16 protein-coding genes are annotated in these 19,894 nt (G+C 71.8%); 8 read left to right on the top strand and 8 right to left on the bottom strand.

Going from position 1 to position 19,894, the window contains the following annotated elements:
* Nucleotides 1-8 precede the first annotated feature (8 nt).
* The 4 genes from ACFWI9_RS13135 to ACFWI9_RS13120 form a co-directional block, all read right to left on the bottom strand.
* A complete protein-coding gene (locus ACFWI9_RS13135) occupies nt 9-1,580 on the bottom strand; it encodes a phytoene desaturase family protein (RefSeq protein WP_387161414.1) in 1,572 nt (523 codons plus the stop codon).
* A gap of 105 nt (nt 1,581-1,685) precedes the next feature.
* On the bottom strand, nt 1,686-3,023 hold the full coding sequence (locus ACFWI9_RS13130; protein WP_387161412.1) for a DUF2252 domain-containing protein: 1,338 nt from the start codon (nt 3,021-3,023) through the stop codon (nt 1,686-1,688).
* 179 nt (nt 3,024-3,202) lie between these two features.
* On the bottom strand, nt 3,203-5,482 hold the full coding sequence (locus ACFWI9_RS13125) for a tetratricopeptide repeat protein (RefSeq protein ID WP_387161448.1): 2,280 nt from the start codon (nt 5,480-5,482) through the stop codon (nt 3,203-3,205).
* 25 nt (nt 5,483-5,507) lie between these two features.
* Nucleotides 5,508-6,305: an oxygenase MpaB family protein gene (locus ACFWI9_RS13120; RefSeq protein WP_387161446.1), complete on the bottom strand. Its 798-nt coding sequence runs from the start codon at nt 6,303-6,305 to the stop codon at nt 5,508-5,510.
* A gap of 325 nt (nt 6,306-6,630) precedes the next feature.
* Here ACFWI9_RS13120 and ACFWI9_RS13115 point away from each other — a divergent pair, with 325 nt between their 5' ends.
* Both ACFWI9_RS13115 and ACFWI9_RS13110 read left to right on the top strand, forming a co-directional pair.
* On the top strand, nt 6,631-8,298 hold the full coding sequence (locus ACFWI9_RS13115; RefSeq protein ID WP_387161411.1) for an MFS transporter: 1,668 nt from the start codon (nt 6,631-6,633) through the stop codon (nt 8,296-8,298).
* A gap of 228 nt (nt 8,299-8,526) precedes the next feature.
* Nucleotides 8,527-9,045, top strand: coding sequence for a DUF4240 domain-containing protein (locus ACFWI9_RS13110; protein ID WP_387161444.1), 519 nt, complete (start codon nt 8,527-8,529; stop codon nt 9,043-9,045).
* 134 nt (nt 9,046-9,179) lie between these two features.
* Here ACFWI9_RS13110 and ACFWI9_RS13105 read toward each other — a convergent pair whose 3' ends face one another.
* From ACFWI9_RS13105 to ACFWI9_RS13095, 3 genes are read right to left on the bottom strand one after another with little or no spacing between them, the layout of a single operon-like run.
* Entirely contained in the window at nt 9,180-10,205 is a 1,026-nt protein-coding gene (locus tag ACFWI9_RS13105; protein ID WP_387161410.1) for an ABC transporter permease, read from the bottom strand.
* Nucleotides 10,202-11,143 (bottom strand): ABC transporter ATP-binding protein, encoded by a 942-nt coding sequence (locus ACFWI9_RS13100; RefSeq protein WP_387161407.1) that lies wholly within the window; start codon nt 11,141-11,143, stop codon nt 10,202-10,204. The genes ACFWI9_RS13105 and ACFWI9_RS13100 overlap by 4 nt, the downstream gene beginning before the upstream one ends.
* Nucleotides 11,144-11,166: 23 nt before the next feature.
* Nucleotides 11,167-11,607, bottom strand: a complete 441-nt coding sequence (locus ACFWI9_RS13095) for a GntR family transcriptional regulator (protein WP_387161406.1) — start codon at nt 11,605-11,607, stop codon at nt 11,167-11,169.
* A 648-nt stretch (nt 11,608-12,255) separates the two neighbouring features.
* Between ACFWI9_RS13095 and ACFWI9_RS13090 the strand changes: the two genes are divergently transcribed.
* The gene (locus ACFWI9_RS13090; protein ID WP_387161404.1) at nt 12,256-13,158 is read left to right on the top strand and encodes a TIGR01777 family oxidoreductase; all 903 of its coding nucleotides are present in this window, start codon (nt 12,256-12,258) and stop codon (nt 13,156-13,158) included.
* A gap of 184 nt (nt 13,159-13,342) precedes the next feature.
* Nucleotides 13,343-14,692, top strand: a complete 1,350-nt coding sequence (locus ACFWI9_RS13085; protein WP_387161401.1) for an NAD(P)/FAD-dependent oxidoreductase — start codon at nt 13,343-13,345, stop codon at nt 14,690-14,692.
* Between the two features lie 116 nt (nt 14,693-14,808).
* Here ACFWI9_RS13085 and ACFWI9_RS13080 read toward each other — a convergent pair whose 3' ends face one another.
* A complete protein-coding gene (locus ACFWI9_RS13080) occupies nt 14,809-16,374 on the bottom strand; it encodes a regulator (protein ID WP_387161398.1) in 1,566 nt (521 codons plus the stop codon).
* Nucleotides 16,375-16,667: 293 nt separating this feature from the next.
* On the opposite strand from ACFWI9_RS13080, the gene lipB reads away from it, so the two are divergent.
* The 4 genes from lipB to ACFWI9_RS13060 all read left to right on the top strand — a co-directional run bounded on the left by lipB (nt 16,668) and on the right by ACFWI9_RS13060 (nt 19,757).
* Nucleotides 16,668-17,486: a lipoyl(octanoyl) transferase LipB gene (lipB, locus tag ACFWI9_RS13075; RefSeq protein ID WP_387161396.1), complete on the top strand. Its 819-nt coding sequence runs from the start codon at nt 16,668-16,670 to the stop codon at nt 17,484-17,486.
* A 141-nt stretch (nt 17,487-17,627) separates the two neighbouring features.
* Complete coding sequence (gene lipA, locus ACFWI9_RS13070; protein WP_387161394.1) at nt 17,628-18,596, top strand: lipoyl synthase; 969 nt, start codon at nt 17,628-17,630, stop codon at nt 18,594-18,596.
* Nucleotides 18,597-18,830: 234 nt separating this feature from the next.
* Nucleotides 18,831-19,034 carry a hypothetical protein gene (locus tag ACFWI9_RS13065; RefSeq protein ID WP_387161442.1) on the top strand — a complete coding sequence of 68 codons (204 nt, stop codon included), beginning with the start codon at nt 18,831-18,833 and terminating at the stop codon, nt 19,032-19,034.
* Nucleotides 19,035-19,052: 18 nt separating this feature from the next.
* Nucleotides 19,053-19,757, top strand: a complete 705-nt coding sequence (locus tag ACFWI9_RS13060) for a DUF4191 domain-containing protein (RefSeq protein ID WP_387161392.1) — start codon at nt 19,053-19,055, stop codon at nt 19,755-19,757.
* The last annotated feature ends 137 nt before the right edge of the window (nt 19,758-19,894 follow it).

Genomic DNA, 19,894 nt, shown 5'->3' with positions numbered 1-19,894 from the left:
CTGCCGAGTCAGCGCCCCAGTACCGCCATCGCCGCGTTGTGGCCTGGGATACCGCTCACCCCGCCGCCGCGTACCGCTCCCGCTCCGCACAGCAGCACGTTCGGGTGTGCGGTCTCGACGCCCCAGCGGCCGGTCGACTCGTCCCCGTAGGGGAAGGCCAGATCTCGGTGGAAGATATGGCCGCCGGGCAGCCTGAGTTCGTGTTCGAGGTCCAGCGGGGTCTTGGCCTCGATGCAGGGCTGCCCCACCTCGTCCACAGCCAGGCAGTCGGCGATCGGCTCCTCCAGATGGGTGTCCAGTTCGGCGAGGGTGGCTTTCAGCAGGGCGTCGCGGGTGGCGTCCGGGGCGTCGGCGAACAGCCGGGCGGGAGTGTGCAGGCCGAAAAGGGTCAGGGTCTGGTAGCCCTGTGCGGCCAGCTCGGGCGCGAGGATCGTGGAATCCGTGAGGGAATGGCAGTAGATCTCGGACGGCGGGGCCTCGGGCAGCCGGCCCGCCGCCGCCTGGGCGTAGGCGGTCGCCAACTGCTGGTAGCCCTCGGCGATGTGGAACGTGCCGGCGAACGCCTGGCGCGGGTCGACCGAGTGGTCGCGGAGCCTGGGCAGGCGCCGCAGCAGCATGTTGACTTTGAGCTGGGCACCCTCGGGCGGGGTCGGCGGCTCCTCGCCGAGCATCGCGGCCAGGGCCTGCGGTGAGGCGTTGACCAGGACTTTGCGCGCGGCCACGGTGCCTTCGCCGCGGTCGTCGGTGCGGAACACCACCTCGGCGTTGTTGGCGCCGTCGGTGTGGATGCGCAGCACCTCACGGCCGGTGGCGATCTCCGCACCCGCGCGGCGGGCCGCATGGGCCAGCATGTCGGTGAGCGTCCCCATACCGCCGGCGGGTACGTGCCAGTCGCCGGTGCCGCCGCCGATGACGTGGTACAGGAAGCAGCGGTTCTGCAGGAGGGAAGGATCGTGTGCGTCGGCGAAGGTGCCAATCAGCGCGTCGGTGAGGACCACGCCCCGTACCAGGTCGTCGGTGAAGTGCTCCTCGACCGCCACTCCGATGGGCTCCTCGAACAGCATGCTCCAGGTCGCGTCGTCTCCGAGCCGGGCTCGCAGCTGCTCTCGGGACGGCAGCGGTTCGGTGAGGCTGGGGAAGATCCGCTTGGCGGCCGTCCGGGTCCGTTCGTAGAAGCGGAGCCAGGAGCCGTACTCCGCGTCCGAGCCGGTGAGCCGCGCGAAGGACGCACGGGTGCCCTCCTCGTCACGGCCGACGAGCAGCCCGGTGGACCGGCCGCCGCGCTGGGTCGGGGTGTACGAGGACACGGTCCGCCTGCACAGGGCGAAGGAAAGGCCGAGATCGTTGACGATCTTGGCGGGCAGCAGGGAGACCAGATACGAGTAGCGGGAAAGACGTGCGTCGACGCCGGCGAACGGCCGGGTGGAGATCGCCGCTCCCCCGGTGTGTTCCAGACGTTCCAGAACCAGGACGCTCCGCCCCGCCCGCGCGAGGTAGGCGGCGGCGACCAGTCCGTTGTGGCCCCCGCCCACGATGACGGCGTCGTAGCTGGCTCGGGAGAATGCTTCGGCTGCTGGCATGTCTCTTCGTAGCACGTGGTGATCGTCGCGACCAGAGGGCAGCGGCGGCAGTCGCGGGGCAGGGAGCCGGGAAAGCGGCCACGGGGCAGCGGACTCAGCCGCGCGTCAGATGCCCAGTTGCGCGGTGACGTCCCCGGCCGCGATCGCCGCCTTGAGTGCCGCGTGGTCGGCGACGGTGCGGTCCGCGTAGGCCATGGCGAAGTCGGCCATCGCCTGGTCGAACCGGTCGGACGTGCCGAGGTAGGCGGCGACGGCGACGCGTTCGCCGGTGCGGGCGTGGGCGCGGGCGAGCGCCCGGCCGCAGAGTCCGGCGTATTCGCCGAGCAGCGCCGGGTCCATGGACTGGACGTCCGCCGAGCCCTTCATGTCGCGCAGCTGGCGCCAGTAGAAGTGCCGCCCGGCCGGGCCGCTCACCCAGCCGAGGAAGATATCGCTGGCGGCCTGGAGCAGCCGCTGTCCGGCGACCACTCGCTGGCCTTGGTGTTTGTACTCCGAACGGGGCAGATGAGGTTCGAGTACGGACCGCTGCGCCTCCTTGATCTGGAGGAAGAGCGGGTCCCCGTCGTCGCGGCCGGTCAGCAGCGCCACATAGCACCGGGTGCCGACGCTCCCCACGCCCACGACCTTGCGAGCGGCCTCGGCGAACCGGAACCGGTCCAGCAGGACCCTGCGGTCCTCGGGGAGCGTGCTGCGGTAGTCGCTGAGGATCTTCCGTACGGCGGACGCGTCGGCCAGTTCGAGTACGTCGAGCAGCGGCGGGTCGTAGACGATACGGCGCCGCCCCTCCACGAGCGTGGTGAGCTTCTCCACTGCCTGGAGGCTGGTACGGCGGCGGGCCTTCGCGATCTGGGTCTCGACGCGGCTGCGGTCCACCTTGCGGACGAGGGCGAGAACGTCGGCCGCGTCGATCCGCTCGTACCAGACGGCGAGTTCGCCGAGCCCGGCGAGGCGCCGCATGGCGGTCCGGTACGAACGTGCTCCGGCCAGCGCAGCCTGGCGGGCCTTCGTCTCGGAATGGCCGTTGTCGAGCGCGGCCACGGCGATGCTGGCGACGAGTCGCTTGAGGTCCCACTCGAAAGGGCCCGGAAGGGTCTCGTCGAAATCGTTGAGGTCGAACAGCAGGGTGCGTTCCGGGGACGCGAAGGCGCCGAAGTTGAGCAGGTGCGCGTCGCCGCAGAGCTGGACGGTGAGACCGCTGTGCGGCTGGGAGGCGAGATCGGCGGCCATGACGGCGGGGGCGCCGCGCAGATACGTGAACGGCGAGACGGCCATCCGGCCGTAGCGGATCGGCACCAGGTCGGGCTCCCGGCTCCTTGCCTGCTCCTCGAGGATCGCGATCGGGTCGCGCCGGTCCGCAGCGGGGATCCAGCGCCCATGAGAGGAGCGTGGCACCTGTTTGCGCGCGGCCCGGCCGCGCTGCTCCTGTTCGGCGGGATCCGTCATAGCGACATTGTGCGCCGGACGCAGCCTCCTGACCTGCGGAAGCATCCATGAGGGTGAGTGCGCGGGAGTGTCCGGTGCTCATCGGGGCCGCGCAGAGGACCCGGCAGGCGGGCGTCGGGCGTCGCCACTCCGCTGACCGGGCAGGCGCGCGTCGCCTGCCGGGACCCGACTGGCGATGCCTACCCGGGGCCGGCGCCGCTGCGCTGCCGCAGCTCGGCGACTCGGCGGTACAGCTCCACCGCCTCGGGTCCCCTGCCCAGTTGCTCCAGGCAGTGCGCCTCGTCGTTGCGGCTGGCGAGTACGTCGGGATGGGCGGCGCCGAGCACCTGTTCACGGGCCTCCGCGACCTGGCGGTAGACGGTGAGCGCGTCCGCCCAGCGGCCCAGCCAGCCGAGTCCGACGGCGACCTCGCGGCGGCTGACGAGGGTGTCGGGGTGGAGGGGCCCCAACACCCGTTCCCGGATCAGGCAGACGTCCTGTGCCACCGCCAGCGCCTCCTCCCAGCGCGCGAGCCGCCCCAGATTGACGCCGAGGCCATGGCGGGCGCGCAGGGTCTCGGGGTCCTCGGGGCCGTGCACACGGGTGCGGTCACCTATGAGTGCCTCGTACACCTGGAGGGCCTCCGCGCTGCGGCCGAGCCGTCCGAGGCTGATGCCGACCTCGTAACGGGCGGCGAGGGTGTCGGGGTGATCGGCTCCCAGGGAGTGCGCCCGGCCCGCGGCCACCTCCTGGTAGATGACCAGGGCCTCGGTCCAGCGTCCCAACTGGCCGAGTGCGTACGCCACCTCGTAGCGGGTGACGAGGGTGTCCGGATGGGCTGGTCCGAGCACCCGCGCGCGGACGTCGGCGACCTCGCAGCCCATCCGGTGGGAGTCCTCCAGCCGTCCGAGCCTGCTCAGGTTGAACGCCAGGTTGTGTCGGCAGCGCAGGGTGTCGGGGTGCTCGGCGCCCATGGTGCGCTCACGGGACGCGAGCACCGTCGCGTACACCTGGTGGGCTTCGAAGTGCCGGCCGAGCAGGCCGAGTACGTATGCCGCTTCCTGGCGGGCGGCGAGGGTGTCGGGGTGGTCGGGGCCCAGTGAGCGTGCGCGGCCTTCGGCGACCCGGCCGAAGGCGTCCAGGGCGTCCAGGGCGCGGCCTGTCCTGCTGAGGGTGAAGCCGACCTCGTAACGGCTGGCGAGGGTGTCGGGGTGCTCGGGGCCAAGCAGGTGTTCGCGCTCGGCGAGCACGGCGCGGTGGACCTCGCCCGCCACGTCCCAGCGGCCGAGCCGGGTGAGGTCCAGCGCCGCGTTGTGGCGGCTGGTGAGCACGGCGAGGGTGTCGGGCGGCGGGGTGGGGCGCCCGGGGCTCTGCGGCGCGGCGCTGGCCGGGCCGCGCTGCTGGGCGGCGATGGTCCAGGAGCCGGTGAGGCCGGAGGTGAAGTCGGGCAGCGGTACACCGGGCGCGGCGGAGCCGAGCGCCTTGCGTCCGGCGGTCATTCCGCGGCTCCAGACAGGTGGCGGCGGGTCCTGTCCGACCCCGCCACCGACGGCGGTTGCCGAGGACAAGGCGTACGCCGCGGTGGAGGCGGCTGCCGAAGCGGACCCGGCGGACGACCGCCCAGGGGACGAGGACCGGGCGGCGGCGATCCGTCGGCGCAGCTCCCTGGCGTCCGCGGGCCGCCCTTCCGGTGTCTTGGCGAGCAGGTCGAGGACGATGCGGTCGAAGGCCTCGGGCACGTCGGCGCGCCGGGTACGGGGCGGGTCGGGCGGAGTGTCGCGGTGTCCGACGAGGATGGCCCAGGTGTCGCCGAGGTCGAACGGCGGGACGCCGGTGACCATCTCGTACAGCACACAGCCCAGCGAGTACAGGTCGCTGCGGTGGTCGACCAGGCCGCTGCTGATCTGCTCGGGCGACATGTAGTGCGGGGTGCCCATCGCGACGCTCGAACCGGTGAGCCGTGAGGTGAAGCCGATGTCGCGGCCGAGTCGGGCTATGCCGAAGTCGCAGATCTTCACCGTGCCGTCGGTGAGGCGCATGATGTTCGCGGGCTTCAGGTCCCGGTGCACGATGCCCTGCTCATGGGTGTAGGCGAGGGCGTCGGCGACCTGTGCCGCGATGTCCACGACCTCCGGCACGGTCAGGGGGTGCGGCTTGTTGTCGTTGAGGGCCTGGCTGAGATTGCGTCCCTCCAGGAACTCCATCACCAGGTAGAGAACGCCCTGGTACTCCCCGAAGTCGTGGACGACCGTGACGCCGTGGTGCTGCAGCGAGGCGGCGACGCGGGCCTCCCGGCGGAACCGCTCCCTGAGGATGTCGCTGATGGCCTGGTCGCTGCGCTGCCCGAGCGGTTTGAGGCATTTGACCGCGACACGCCGATCCAGCGACTCGTCATGAGCCTGCCACACCTCGCCCATACCGCCGCGCCCGATCAGATCGAGCAGCCGGTAGCGGCCGTGGATCAGCCTGGTGTCCGCCACTGGTGCCATCGCCCCCGTCGTTTCGCTACGCCCTCCCCGGACCGTCCAGTATGGCCGCCTGGTTTCTGAGTGTGTACGGCGCGGGTCGGCTACCGGGCCCGAGCCGAGCCATGGCCCTCGGGATGTGGCCCGGCGGGAGCCGCCAGCGCAGCCTGCTGGGGATGCAGCGCAGGGCGTTGCCGGTGGCGATGAGGTGGCGGGTGACACGGTCGGGCGGGGGCGCCGGACGTCCGTAGAGCTCGTGGGCGTAGGGCGGCAGAGCGTTGTACGCGAGTGCGGCCACCCGCCGCCACAGCAGCTCGCGCGCAGGGACCAGGGCGGGGTGGACGGGCGGGCGGCACAGGAAGTCGTCGACCGCCCGGGCGTCGTCCCCGGCTTCGAGCTCAGGCCGGACCGCGTCGAAGTAAGCGGCGAGCTCGGCGGTGGAGGCGGGTACGCGGGCCGGGTCGAGCCCGACCAGCCGGGCGCTGGTGCGGTGCTCGTCGACGTACCGGTCGGCTTGGGCGTCGTCCAGCGGGAATCCGGAGCGCAGCTGGACCTGGAGGTAGGAGTCCACCTCGGCGCAGTGCACCCACAGCAGCAACTCGGGCTCGTCCACACCGAGCAGCCGGTGGATCCTCCGCACCCGGGCACCGGCCCGCTCGGCGGCATCGGCGCTGCCGTACGTGATGGTGCCGACGAAGTCGGCGGTACGCAGCAGACGGCCCCAGGCGTCGCGCCGGAAGTCGCTGTTGCTGATGACACCGCGAACCGCGCGGGGGTGCAGCGCCTGGAGGTAGAGCGCGCGGACCCCCGCGACCCACATCATCGGGTCGCCGTGCATATGCCAGGTGACGGAGCCAGGGCCGAAGAGCCCGGGGTCGCCGTGCGTCTCGCCGCATGGTTCGGCTTGCACCTCATGCACCTCGCAGCCGTGATCGGCACCTGCCGGTGGAGTGGGTGACCGTTGCCTCCGCAGTATCTCCGTCCCGCGACGGGTCGGGAAGGGCGCGGCCGGTCGCGGCGCCGCCGGATCGCGAGGGCTCATAACCATGGCCCGCACACACTGACCGGCGGGCCACTGCGGCCGGTGCCCGGAACGACGACGCGGGAGTCGGGCGGTGCGGGGCGCACGACTTGCGGCGTCGCCTCCCGCCCCGAAATCAGACGTGAGCCACAGCCCCGTCACCGAAGGGGCGTTCCCTGGTGATGTCACCATGGCCGCCATGGTGAGCTGGCTCAACGGGTGCAAGACGGCGGGCAGCGGTCTTCGAGGGCTGCGGTCCCCGGTACCCCTCATGTACGGCGCGGCGGTGCCCCTGGAGCGGTCGGCGGTCGCTTGGGCGGCTGTCCGGTTCGGGCTGCGCGGGTCACGGCAGCCTGGTGGCCGGCGACGGGTGCGGGGTCACGAGGACGGCGGTCGGGCGGTCGGCTTCCACGGCCGGGAGCGGGTGCTGCTCGGGGCCTGCGCTCTGACCGTTCTCATCGTGCAGATGGACTGGTTCGCCCTGAATCTGATGCTGCCGGTGATCGCGCGGGACTTCGGTACCACGTCGACGGATCTGCAGTGGGTGGTCAGCGGCTACATGCTCTCGCTCGGGGCGTTGATGGTGGTCGCGGGACGCTTGGCCGACCAGCATGGCAGGCGCGGGGTGGCGGTGATCGGTCTCGCGTGGTTCGCCGCGGTCTCGGTGTTCTGCGGATCCGCGCAGGGCTCGGCATGGCTGGTCGCCGGACGCGTGGTCCAGGGGATCGGTGCGGCGATGATGCTGCCGGTGGCGGTGGCGCTCACAGCCGCTGCCTTCGAAGGGAAACGTCAGGCGCGTGCGGTGGGCACGGTGCTGGCGTTCGGTGCGCTGGGTACCGCGATCGGCCCGTTCGTCGGCGGATTCTTCGCCGAGCATGTGAGCTGGCGTGGTGTGTTCTTCCTGAACGTGCCGCTGTGCGCGATGACCGTGTTCCTCATGCTGCGCTTCGTACCGGAGAGCCGTGACGAGTCGGCCCCGCGGTCTCTCGATGCTCCCGGGACCCTCACCCTCGCGGCGGGTCTGGTCTGCCTCATGCTGGGCGTGGACCAGGGTGAGAACTGGGGGTGGGGCTCGGCTGGCGTCGTCATGCTTCTCGCCTTGGGACTCGTGCTGCTGGTTGTGTTCTTCCTGGTGGAACGGAGGGCGGGGAATCCGCTCGTCGACCCGGCTCTGCTGCGGGACGTGCGGTTCACAGTGGTCACGGCCGCGGGCTCGTTGCTCAACATCACCTACTGCGTGGTGTCGGTTCTCAGCGCGTTGTATCTGCAGCAGGCACGTGGACTGTCGCCGATTCATGCCGGGCTGGTCTTCCTGGCGCTGTCAGGCGGGTCCGGTGCGGCCTCCTACTGGGCGGGGCGACTGGCCGAACACCGGCGGGCCGAGGCGCTGATGGCGCTCGGCGGACTGACCGGATCCCTCGCCCTGTTGGGGTTGACCCTCGTCCAGCCGCTCTGGCTGTACACCCTGGTGTTCTTCGTGGAAGGTGTGGGCCTGGGAATCGGCTGGGCGCTGACGAACGTCGCCACCCAGTCCTACGTACCCCCGCGACAGCGGGCGATCGCCTCCGGAGTGGTGCTGACCTGCCTGGTCCTGGCGGGTGCCGTCGGCGTCGCGGTAAGCGCCGCTTTCGTGGAGGCCGTCAGTCCGGACGCGGCTGCCGCGGCCTCCGACGGCCACGCGATCGACACCGTCCTCAGGAGTACCGCCGCCCTGAGCCTGCTCGGCACGCTCGCGCTCAGCGCCCTGCTCATCGCCCAACGGCGACACCGCCACCACTCGGGCGGCCATCCCCCGGCGCACCGCTCCTGACTGATCGTCGCGGGGGGCGGGGGGCGGGCGCCGCCGCGCGCCCCCCGGCGCCCCGGGTCGCGCCCGCGACGAGCGCGACCCTTCCCCTGAGTCCCTTGAGTGGTGTGTCAGTCGTCATACGGTGACCGTCCCACTGAATTCCGACACCTTCTGTCCGCATTTCCGAAAGACTGTATTTCGGCCGCTCCACGTGCGCCGCCGCACGCGAACCCCGATGCTTGTCCCGTGATGGACGAGACGGAGTTCTGGGAGATCATCGACCGCACCCGCGAGGCCGCCGAGGGCGACCCCGAGGACCATGCCGATCTGCTGGTCGAACGGCTGCTCCAACTGGACCCGGACTCCGTCCTGGACTTCGCCCGCCACTTCGAGGCGCGCTACAACCGCGCCTATCGCTGGGACCTGTGGGGTGCGGCGACGGTGCTGCTCGGCGGGGCGAGTGACGACGCGTTCGACTACTTCCGCTGCTGGCTGATCGGTCAGGGCCGGGAGGTTTTCGAGGGCGCGGTGCACGACCCCGATGCGCTGGCGGGCCTGCTGGAGGACTTCGACGAGGAGATCGACGGCGACGGGGAGGAGCTGGGGTACGCGGCGGACGAGGCGTACGAGCAGCTCACGGGGGCGGTCGCGCCCGATCTGGGGGTCCCGTCCCAGTCGGCGGAGCCGGAGGGCGCGCCGATCGACTTCGAGGACGACGGGGCGCTGGCGCAGCGTTTCCCGGCGCTGTGGGAGCGCTTCGCGGTCTGACGGGCTGACGGTTCGCGGTCTGACGGGCTGACGGTCCGTCCCCGCCCCGCCGGCAGGCGGGGCGGGGAACGTCCTCGGAGGAATTCCGCGCCCTGGAGCACTGTTCCGCAGGGCCGTCGACCGCATCGGCGAGGTCAGCGCAGCGCGCGCCGCGCCCCGTACACCAGCACACCGGCAGTCAGCAGGATCAGCCCCGCCAGCGCGCCCGATGCCGCCCACTGCATGGCTTCCATGTGGGAGAACGGCAGATACTCCCTGTACCAGCCGACCGCCCCCTCGCCTCGCAGGCAGGCCACCCTGTCCGTCGCGTTCGCGCAGGTGCTCCAACCGAGCAGTGTGCCGTCACCGGTCACGAAGGACGTGTCGATCTCCAGGGCGTTGGCGGGGAACTCCGGAGCGTCGTCTTCGCCGACCCGGCCGCCGCTCGTGGTCTTCACCACCGTCGGCGCGAACATCAGCCGCACCAGCTCCCAGCCAACCTTCACCGCCAGCAGTACACCCAAGGTCACCACCATCGCGGGCAGCGTGCGCCGTGCCAGCAGCCCGGCGGCAGCGCCTGTCAGCACGCCGAGGACGGCCCAGGCAACCGCGGTCGGTCCTGTGGTGTCGAACGCGCCGGCGTCGGTGAAGTTCGCGTTGACGGCCATGTGGTTCACCAGCGGCGTCAACATGGCTTTCATAGCGAACCCGGTGGAGAGCGCCGCCGCGGCCGCGAACAGCGCGGCCATGCCGAGCTTCGTCGCCACCCACGTCCAGCGGCTCCGCGACTGGACACCCACGAACTTGGCGGTGCCCGTCTCCAGGTCCCCCGCGAACAGCGGGGCGCCGATGAACAACCCGATGATCACCGGTAGACCCACCAGCGCCAGGCCCGCCGAGTCGAGCAGTTGGTAGGCCTCGTTGAGAGCGGTGGTCGCCGCGGGGGACGGATTGGGCACCTTGACGGCCGCCACCGCGCTGCTCGCCTCCTGGGCCAGCCACGCCAGGCCCGCCGTCGTGGCGGCCGCCACGCCGAGCAGCAGGAGGAACGCCATCCGGTGCTGGCGCCACACCAGCCAGGTCATCCCCCTCAGGCCGAAGCCGGACGACGTCCGCTTCCGCCGCCCGGTCAGCATGGGCGAACCGCCGTCCGCCCGGACCGCCTGTGTCGTCGTACTCACTTCACTACCTCCGAAACGGCGCCGGGAACATAGGAGTCGGGGCTGATGAGCGGCGCGGGGCTGTCCTGTTGCAGATAGGCGAGCACCACTTCCTCCAGAGTCGGCGCGCTGGCGTCCCAGAAGCCGCTGTCCGGTCCGCCGGGACGGACCAGGGCGGTGGTGTACCTCTGGTCGCCGTGGGTCTCCACGACCGTGTGGTGCTCCAGGCCGACGGGCAGCCCGTCGGGTCCGGTCGGCACCCGGTCGGTGGGCGCGGACAGCAGCCGGTGGACGCTGATGATCTCGTCCACGTCGCCGGCCAGCCGCAGCCCGCCCTCGGCCACCAGCAGCACGTAGTCGCAGAGCTTGTCGAGTTCGGCGACCAGATGGCTGGAGAGCAGGACGGTGATCCCGCGCTCGGCCACCTCGCCGAGCAGCGCGGCCACGGTCTGCCGGCGCACCAGCGGGTCCAGGTCGGCCAGCGGCTCGTCCAGCAGAATGAGGTCGGGGCGCTTGCCCAGGGCCACTGCGAGGGCGACCCGGGTGCGCTGACCGCCGGACAGGCTTGCCACCTTGGCGTCGAGCGGCACGGAACCGGCCCGTACGAAGCCCTCCGCCAGCTCCTGATCCCAGTGCGGGTTCAGCTCACGGCCCAGCCGCAGCGTCTCGGCGACCGTGAAGCGCGTGAAAAGCGGCTTCTCCTGTGGTAGGAACGCGACCCGCTGCCGCGCCTCCGCCCCGCCTGCGCGCTCACCGAAGACCCTGGCCTCGCCCGCCGACGCCTCGCGCAGCCCCGCGACGATCTCCAGCATCGTCGTCTTGCCCGCTCCGTTCGGACCCACAAGTCCGCACACCCGTCCGGCGGGCAGCCGGAACGACACGTCGCGCAGCACCCAGCGGCGCCCGTACTTCCGTCCGAGTCCGCGTACTTCCAGGGCGGTCCGCTCCCTGTCCCCCACGATCACCCCTCCTGCCGACCCGCTCATCGCCTTGCCCCGTTCCGTTCGTCCGCACCGCTGCGGGCGCTGTGCCCGGCGGCCTGCTGCTGACGCTCCTGAAGCGCCAGTTCGACCAGATCCCGCACGTCCTCCTCCATCAGCCCCGCGGTCAGCGCCCGTCCGGTCCACTCCGCCAGTTCGGCGTAAAGCGGCGACTCGGCGCCGGGCGCGTGGCAGCGGTCCGCGGCCGTGGCGGCGATGAAGGTGCCCACTCCCTGCCGCAGCTCCACCACACCGTCCCGCTCCAGTTCCCGATACGCCTTGAGCGTGGTGTTCGGGTTCACGGCGCAGGTCTCGGCCACCTCGCGAGCGGTCGGCAACCGGTCACCGGGCTTCAGCACGCCCGCTCTGACGGCTCGATTGGTCTGCTCGACGATCTGCTGATACGCGGCGACGCCACGACGTCTCTCGATGTAGAACCGCATCCACCCCACCATTGGTCCACTAGTTAAGTAGCTGAATACTGGATAGGGGGTCGACCCGCTGTCAAACGCGGTGGCCGCAGCGCGCGGGCAGGCGGTCCGGACGCGCACCCGTCGAAAGCGCCGGCACCCTCGGCGGGGCGCCGGCGCGGCTCCGCAGGAACGCAGCTCCAACTGAAGCGGGAACCAAGGGGGTTCGGGGCGAGACGGCGCCCGGTCCCGCGGGCGGGCGGGCCGTCACCCGCGCCGCGCGCGGCTTCACCACCATGACGATCTCGAACGCGTCACGGCGCGAGCAAGGCACTCCGAGGCCCTGGACCCGGCGGACACGCCCCTTGCGGACGAGCCGGGTGGGCGCACCGGGACGGAAGCGACCAGCCGGCCCGCCGTCGGCGCCGACAGCACTCTCGGCGGTGAGACAGCGCACGAGGGAGTCGGGTCCCGAGGCCCGACTCCCCGTGGACGGCCGCCCGGCTCCCCCGAAGACAGCCGGCACGGCGGCGGCACGGCGCCATCGAGTAGGGCTGTGCAGGGTGGACCGGGTCGCGTTGCCCAGGTGGAGCGGCGCGGCTCGTCGCCGCGGCGGGCGAGGCCCGTCCGGTACGGCGGATGGGCCCCGCCGGACATGACGGCGCTGTGCCATTGGGCAGGATGGGAAGCATGCGTATCGCGATCACGGGCTCGAACGGGCTCATCGGTAAGGCGCTTGTGCGCTCCCTGACTGCCGACGGGGGGCATGAGGTGGTCCGTCTGGTGCGGCGGCCCGCGCGCACCCCTGACGAGGTGCGATGGGATCCCGTACGCCAGGAGGTGGACGCGCTGGGCCTGAACGGCTGCGAAGCCGTGGTCCATCTGGCCGGGGCCGGGGTCGGCGACCACCGCTGGACGGAAGCGTACAAGAAGGAGATTCGGGACAGCCGGGTGCTCGGTACGGCCACGATCGCGCAGGCCGTGGCGTCGCTGGAGGAGCCGCCCCGGGTGCTGGTCTGCGGCTCCGCGATCGGCTACTACGGAGACACCGGCGACCGTGCGGTGGACGAGACCGCACCGCCCGGTTCCGGATTCCTCGCCGGAGTCTGCGAGGAGTGGGAGGCCGCGGCGGCGCCCGCGCAGGGGGCCGGAATCAGAGTCGCCTTCGCACGTACGGGTCTGGTCGTGGCGCGGGAGGGCGGGGCATGGGGGCGGCTGTTCCCGCTCTTCCGGGCGGGGCTCGGCGGACGGCTGGGCAGCGGTCGCCAGTTCTGGAGCTTCATCTCCCTTGAGGACGAAATCGCCGCATTGCGCCACATCATCGGTACGGACGACCTGTCCGGTCCGGTCAACCTCACCGCGCCGAATCCGCTGACCAATCGCGAGGTCACCGAGGCGATGGGGCGGGTCCTGAGGCGCCCGACGCTGTTCACGGTGCCGCCGTTCGCGCTCCGTATCGCCATGGGCGAGTTCTCCGACGACGTCCTGGCCAGCCAGCGGGTGCTGCCGCGCGGGCTGCTCGACTCGGGGTTCGAGTTCGCCCATCCGTCGATCGACCAGTCGATCCGGGCAGCCCTGGACTGACGCACCCACCCCCGCACAAGGAGGCGCACACCTGTGCGAGTTCATGCTGCCGGGCGACCGATGTGCGCCGCTGGCCGTGCACCTGCCGGAGGGTTTCTACTCTCCAGTCCGAACTTCCGCATCGCATCGGCAGGTTAGGGGAATGAGGCCCCACACCAAGCCGCGCCGACCCGGGGAGGGCCACGTGCTCAGCAGCGCACACCACGCGGACGTCGTCATCGTCGGGGCCGGTCTCGCCGGTCTATCGGCGGCGCATCAACTCACCAGTGCGGGGGTCACGGTCACTGTCCTGGAAGCGTCGCCGACCGTCGGGGGCCGGATGGCCACCGAACGGGTCGACGGCTTCCGGCTCGACCGGACCGGCCACCTGCTCAACACCGCCTATCCGGAACTACGTCGCACTCCGGGGCTCGCGGGCCTCGAACTGCGCTCTTTCGCGCCTGGTGTGCTTGTGCACAGTGAGGGCCGCCAGCACAGGATGGGCGTACGCCGGAGCACGCTCCGAGGTTCGCCTTATGCGCCGCGGCGCGTAGAGGGGGCGCTCACTGCCGCACGCGCCCTCGCGAGCGCCCCTCGTACACCGATCGGCAGCGCGCTCGACCAGGCCCGCCTCACCGCCGCGCTCGGGCGGCTCGCGGCGACCCCGACCCGGCGGTTGCTCGCCCGCCCCGAACTCCCGGCGCTGGACGCGCTGCACGCCCGGGGCTTCTCCGCCCGGACCGTGGGCGGCTTCCTGCGGCCCCTGCTGTCCGCCCTGCTCTGCGACCCGGAGCTCAGCAGCTCGAGCCGGGTCGCCGAGCTCGCCCTGCGGGCCTTCGCCCGCGGCCGGCTGTGCGTTCCGGCGGGCGGTGCCGCCGCGCTGCCCGAGCTGCTCGCCGCCACCCTGCCGCCGGGAACGGTACGCACCGGGGTGCGGGTCACGGACGCGTCGATCAGCGGTGTGCTCACCGAGGAGCACGGCGCCATCAGCTCCCGCTCGCTGCTCCTCGCGACCGGCGCCCGCACCGCCGCCACTCTGCTGCCCGGCCTGCGCGTCCCCGCGTTCCATCCCGTGACGGTCGTTCACCACACGGCTCCCGTGGCACCGCTGGCGGAACCGTCCCTGCTGCTGGACGGCGACCGTACCGGCCCCGTCTCGCACACCGCCGTGATGAGCGAGGTGGACCCGTCCCGGGCTCCGTTCGACCGGGCGCTGGTCACCTCCACCCTCCTCGGACGGCCGCCGGCAGACCCCGACCGCCGGGTGCGCGCCCAGCTCGCCGCGCTGTACGGCACACCCACCGACGACTGGGAGCTGCTCGCCGTGCACCACGACCCGGAGGCGGTGGCCGCGATGCCGCCGCCGCACGACCCGCGCCGCGCGGTACGGCTGCTCGCCGGGCTCTATGTGTGCGGCGACCACCGTGATACCAGCACCGTCCAGGGGGCTCTGTACTCAGGGCGCAGGGCGGCGCACGCCATCCTGCGCGACTTCGGCATCCAGCCCGGCTACTCGGCGGGGGCGCCGGCCGAGGAGGACTCCATGGCCGCGTAGGCCCCGGCATCCCTCGCCTCACACCTCGTCACCGCATCACCTCGTCATGGAAGCCGAGGCTCATCGATCCCCGGTCGAGTGCGGGTCGGGGCGTCCCCGTCCTGAGCCGTTGCCGCTCATCCGATGGCCATCACCCGGTCCCGGTAGCCCCGTACGGCCGCCGCGTCCCGGTACGGCTCAAGGCGCCGCTCGAAGTCGCGGATGTAGTCGACGGCGCGGGCCGAACGCATCTCGGATGCCTGCTGCGCGGCTTCAGCGCCCAGTGCGCAGGCCTGGTCGAGTTCGCCGAGGCCGAGCCGGGCCGTGGCGAGGACGACTCGGCAGAAGAGACGGCTGCGGGCGTACCCGGGCGGGCGCAGTTGCAGGGAGCGCTCGGCGTGCTGGACCGCGGCCCGGTACTGCTGGAGGTCGCGGTGGCAGTGCCCGAACTCGTCCGCGAGCTGCGCCTCGTCGAAGTAGCGCGCCCAGTGCGGCGCCTCATCGCCCGGCCGCGCCGCCTCCAGCGCCCGCTCGGCGCGCACCAGCGACGCCGTACACGAGCGGACGTCACCGAGCACCCCGTGCCCGCGCGCCTCGACCGAGTGCAGCAGCGCCTGGACCGCGTGCGGCGCTCCCGAGCCGATGCCCTGCTGGGCGACGCGGGTGAGCTGGACGGCCTCGCGGCCATGGCTCAGGTAGACCGCCTGCCGGGCCATGGTGGCCAGCACATACGCCCCGTACGCCCGATCGCCGGCGGCCTGGGCCAGCCGCAGGGCCTGGACGAAGTACCGCTGGGCGAGGCCGTGCGCGGCGATGTCGTACGAGGTCCAGCCGGCGAGCCGGGTGAGGTCGGCCGCGGCGGCGAACAGCCTGCGTCCGGTCGCCTCCGGGTAGCTGCCGCGCAGCATCGGCTCCAGCTCGTGCTCCAGGTAGCGCACGAGGGCCTGACGCGCGTGCCCGCCGCCGTAGTTCTGGTCGAGCGTCCGGAACAGTTCGCTGACCGAGCGCAGCGCGGCGATGTCGCCCGCGCTGACCCGCTGGCCCGGTCCGCGGTCGGTGCCGCGCTGGCGCGGGACATGGACCCGGGCGCCCTGGGCGGGGACCCGGGCCTGGCCCGGGGCGACGGAGCCCGGGAGGGCGGAGCCGGGGAGGGCGGAGCCGGGCGGTGCGGGCGCCCCCAGGGGGGCGGCACCGGCGGCCCGCGGCACGGATGCCGGCTGAGCCGCTCCTGGTGGGGCGCCGGGATCCTGCCGGCCGACCCGCTCGTCGGCCCGTCCGATCAGCCAGTCCCGGCTCGGTACGACGAGGCCGGCCGGGGTGAAGGCGATCTTCCGCAGCTCGGCGTGGCTGCCCGAGTCCTTGCGCCACAGCCCGCTGACGATGTCCACGGCCTCCTCGGGGGTGGCCGCGAACTCCAGGCCCGCGTACACCGGCGCACAGGCGTCGAGCCCCAGGTCCTGCGCGGACAGCCGCCGTCCCAGTCTCCGGGTGAACACCTCGGCGATCAGCGCGGGGGTCGTACCGCGCGGCTGCTGCCCGCGCAGCCAGCGGGTCACCGAGGTCTTGTCGTAGCGCAGGTCCAGACCGTGCTCCAGACCGAGCTGGTCCACCCGCCGGGCGAGCCCGGCGTTGGAGAACCCGGCCTCCTCGATGAGCGCGGCGAGCTGGCGGTTGGGAGTGCGCTGCGGGGGTCGTTCCGTCATCGGTTGTGCGGTCTCCTGCCTTCCGGGCCTTGGGCCGTGCTGGGGAACTGGAGCCCGGCGGGAGCTCTCCAGCACGGCCTGAGTGCAGCCCACATGAAACGGCGCGAATGTAGCGGGCCTGACCGACCCCACTGGCGCACCTTGTCTCCGCATTCATCCGATCGTGTGAGGATTGAGGGCGGCGCTGACGGCTGCGGCACCCGGCGGGGCTGGTCGTGGCGGGTCGTACAGTGGCCGGGGGCGCGATGAGTGCACCCGTGAAAGCGTGAGGCAGCTTGAGGGAGGCACAGCCGGTGAGCGAGCTGCGTTTTGTCCATCTGGGCTTCGGCGAGGACGCCGTCGAGTACCAGGAGGCCTGGGACGAGCAGCGCCGCGTGCACGCGGCCCGGTTCGCCGGCGAGATCCCCGACACCTGTCTACTGCTTGAGCACCAGCCCGTCTACACCGCGGGGCGACGCACTGAGGACAGTGAGCGCCCCCTGGACGGCACCCCGGTCGTCGACGTGGACCGCGGTGGCAAGATCACCTGGCATGGCCCGGGCCAGCTGGTGGGCTACCCGATCATGGGGCTGCCGCGCCCGGTGGATGTCGTCGCCCATGTGCGGCGGCTGGAAGAGGCGCTGATCCGGACCTGCGCGGACTTCGGTGTGGAGACCACCCGGATCGAGGGCCGCAGCGGAGTGTGGGTGCTGGGCGACCCGCTTGAGCAGCGGTCGGCGACCGGCGGCCTGTCGCTGGACTTCGACCCGCGGCTGCACGACGAGGAGTTCGACCCGCGTCTCAGCGGCCCCGAGTACGCCCCGTCCAACGCGGGCCAGCGCCGCGAGGACCGCAAGCTGGCCGCCATCGGCATCCGGGTGGCCAAGGGTGTGACGATGCACGGCTTCGCGCTGAACGTGAACCCGGACAACACCTGGTTCGACCGGATCGTGCCGTGCGGCATCCGGGACGCGGGGGTCGCCTCGCTCGCGGGCGAACTGGGCCGGGACGTGACGATCGCCGAAGTGCTGCCGGTGGCCGAGAAGCATCTGCGTGAGGTGCTGGAGCAGGCGGAGCTGAAGCCCCGCGCCGTCGAACACGACACCGCCGGGGCTCCGCTCCCTGCCGGATGAGCGATGTCGCCCCGTATACGGGCGATATCAGTCCGTACGGGGAATGCCCACCCAAGGCCAGAGGTTGGCCAGGCGTAGGGGCATCAAAACATCGGGCGTACCCTGGTGGTCGCCGAGGAATCGAAGTGTAGGGAGCCGGTCGTGTCCGCTGTCGCACCCGACGGACGCAAGCTGCTGCGTCTGGAGGCCAGGAACAGCCAGACCCCCATCGAGCGCAAGCCCGAGTGGATCAAGACCCGGGCGAAAATGGGCCCCGAGTACAACCAGCTCCAGAAGCTGGTGAAGAGCGAGGGCCTGCACACGGTGTGCCAGGAGGCCGGCTGTCCGAATATCTTCGAGTGCTGGGAGGACCGCGAGGCGACCTTCCTCATCGGCGGCGACCAGTGCACCCGGCGCTGCGACTTCTGCCAGATCGACACCGGCAAGCCGCAGGCCCTGGACCGCGACGAGCCGCGCCGCGTCGGCGAGTCCGTGGTCGCGATGGACCTGAACTACGCGACGATCACCGGAGTCGCCCGCGACGACCTGGAGGACGGCGGCGCCTGGCTCTACGCGGAGACCGTGCGCCAGATCCACGCGCAGACCGCGGACCGCGAGGCCGGCCGCACCAAGGTCGAGCTGCTGATCCCCGACTTCAACGCGGACCCGGACCAGCTCGCCGAGGTCTTCTCGTCCCGCCCCGAGGTGCTCGCGCACAACGTCGAGACGGTGCCGCGCATCTTCAAGCGCATCCGCCCCGGCTTCCGCTACGAGCGCTCGCTGAAGGTGATCACCGAGGCCCGTGCGGCCGGACTGGTCACCAAGTCCAATCTGATCCTCGGCATGGGCGAGACCCGCGAAGAGGTCAGCGAGGCGCTCCAGCACCTGTACGACGCGGGCTGCGAGCTCATCACCATCACGCAGTACCTGCGCCCGTCGGTGCGCCACCACCCGGTGGAGCGCTGGGTGAAGCCGCAGGAGTTCGTGGAGCTGAAGGAGGAGGCCGACGAGATCGGCTACTCCGGCGTGATGTCGGGTCCGCTGGTGCGTTCCTCGTACCGGGCGGGTCGCCTCTTCCAGCAGGCGATGGAGCGTCGTGGCGAGACCACGGCGGCCGCTCAGGTGGTGTGAACTCCCGCACAAGATATTACTGGCCAGTAGTGGCCGAAACGGCGCGGCTCATACGCTCTCCGCAGGTCGGGGGCGCGTATGGGCCGCGTTTGCATTCAGGTGTTCCGAATAAAGGTTTCATCGGTGTTTGACCCCTCAGTCACGCCCTGGTAACACCAAGCAGTGACGCTGTACTCACGCACCGCACGCACGCTCTCACTCATCGCCACCCCGCCCCCGAGGGAGACTTCCACCATGCAGGCCGCGACCTCCGTACGCGCCAACGCCTTCCCGACCCTCACCCAGGCCCTTCGTGCCATGGAGTCCGTACTCCTGCGCGGCGGCCAGAGCACCGCCCGCCGCAACGCCTGGACCGCCGTGCTCGAGAACCGCCGGCTCGCCAAGGACCGGGTCGAGGCCGAGCACGTAATGGAGGCCGCGCTGACCCGTCCCTCCTGAGCCACGTAAACTTCAGACATGGCGAGGAAGGAACAGGCAGAGACTGCTGCCTCTGCGAACCCCGGGCGACTCAAGCAGATCGCCCTGACGTACAAGATGACCCGGCGGTCGGACCCGAAGATCGGTCTGATCATCGGTGCTGTGGGAATCGTCACCTTCGGTGTCCTTCTCGCGATCGGCTTCCTGATCGATCACCCGGTCTACCTCGGCATTCTGGGCTTCCTGCTGGGCTTCCTCGCGATGGCGATCGTCTTCGGACGCCGCGCCGAGCGCGCCGCCTTCGGGCAGATGGAAGGACAGCCGGGAGCAGCGGCCGCGGTGCTCCAGAACGTCGGCCGCGGCTGGACCACGACCCCCGCGGTCGCGATGAACCGCAGCCAGGACGTCGTCCACCGCGCCGTCGGCAAGGCGGGCATCGTGCTGGTGGCCGAGGGCAACCCGAACCGGGTGAAGACGCTGCTGGCGGCCGAGAAGAGGAAGATGTCCCGCGTCGCGGTGGACGCCCCGGTGCACGACATCATCGTCGGCGACGGCGAGGGCCAGGTGCCGCTGAAGAAGCTGCGCACCACCATGGTCAAGCTGCCGCGGGTGCTGAGCGGCCCCCAGGTGACGCAGACCAACGACCGCCTGCGCGCGATGGGGGACCTTATGAGCAACATGCCGTTGCCGAAGGGGCCTATGCCGAAGGGCATGCGCATGCCACGCGGTGGCAAGGCGCGCTGACGCGGATCGCCTGATACGACGGGGGGTGGGGGGGGGGGGGGGCGCGGGCGCGGGCGCGCCGGGCGCGGGGGCGGGGGGCGCGGGGGGGGGGTCGGGGGGGGGGCGGGGGGCGCGGGGGGGGGCTGGCGGGGGCGGGG

It is taken from the genome of Streptomyces sp. NPDC127084 (assembly GCF_042724175.1).
Lineage (GTDB): Bacteria > Actinomycetota > Actinomycetes > Streptomycetales > Streptomycetaceae > Streptomyces.
This window is presented reverse-complemented; position numbering and strand designations above follow the sequence as displayed.

Excerpts from the sequence above, each read along its gene's own strand:
- ACFWI9_RS13120 (WP_387161446.1), bottom strand. The coding sequence starts at position 6,305 with ATGCACGGCGACCCGATGATGTGGGTCGCGGGGGTCCGCGCGCTCTAC.
- ACFWI9_RS13080 (WP_387161398.1), bottom strand. The coding sequence starts at position 16,374 with ATGACGGAACGACCCCCGCAGCGCACTCCCAACCGCCAGCTCGCCGCG.
- ACFWI9_RS13065 (WP_387161442.1), top strand. The coding sequence starts at position 18,831 with ATGCAGGCCGCGACCTCCGTACGCGCCAACGCCTTCCCGACCCTCACC.
- ACFWI9_RS13135 (WP_387161414.1), bottom strand. The coding sequence starts at position 1,580 with ATGCCAGCAGCCGAAGCATTCTCCCGAGCCAGCTACGACGCCGTCATC.
- ACFWI9_RS13095 (WP_387161406.1), bottom strand. The coding sequence starts at position 11,607 with ATGCGGTTCTACATCGAGAGACGTCGTGGCGTCGCCGCGTATCAGCAG.
- ACFWI9_RS13110 (WP_387161444.1), top strand. The coding sequence starts at position 8,527 with ATGGACGAGACGGAGTTCTGGGAGATCATCGACCGCACCCGCGAGGCC.
- ACFWI9_RS13060 (WP_387161392.1), top strand. The coding sequence starts at position 19,053 with ATGGCGAGGAAGGAACAGGCAGAGACTGCTGCCTCTGCGAACCCCGGG.
- ACFWI9_RS13130 (WP_387161412.1), bottom strand. The coding sequence starts at position 3,023 with ATGACGGATCCCGCCGAACAGGAGCAGCGCGGCCGGGCCGCGCGCAAA.
- ACFWI9_RS13090 (WP_387161404.1), top strand. The coding sequence starts at position 12,256 with ATGGGAAGCATGCGTATCGCGATCACGGGCTCGAACGGGCTCATCGGT.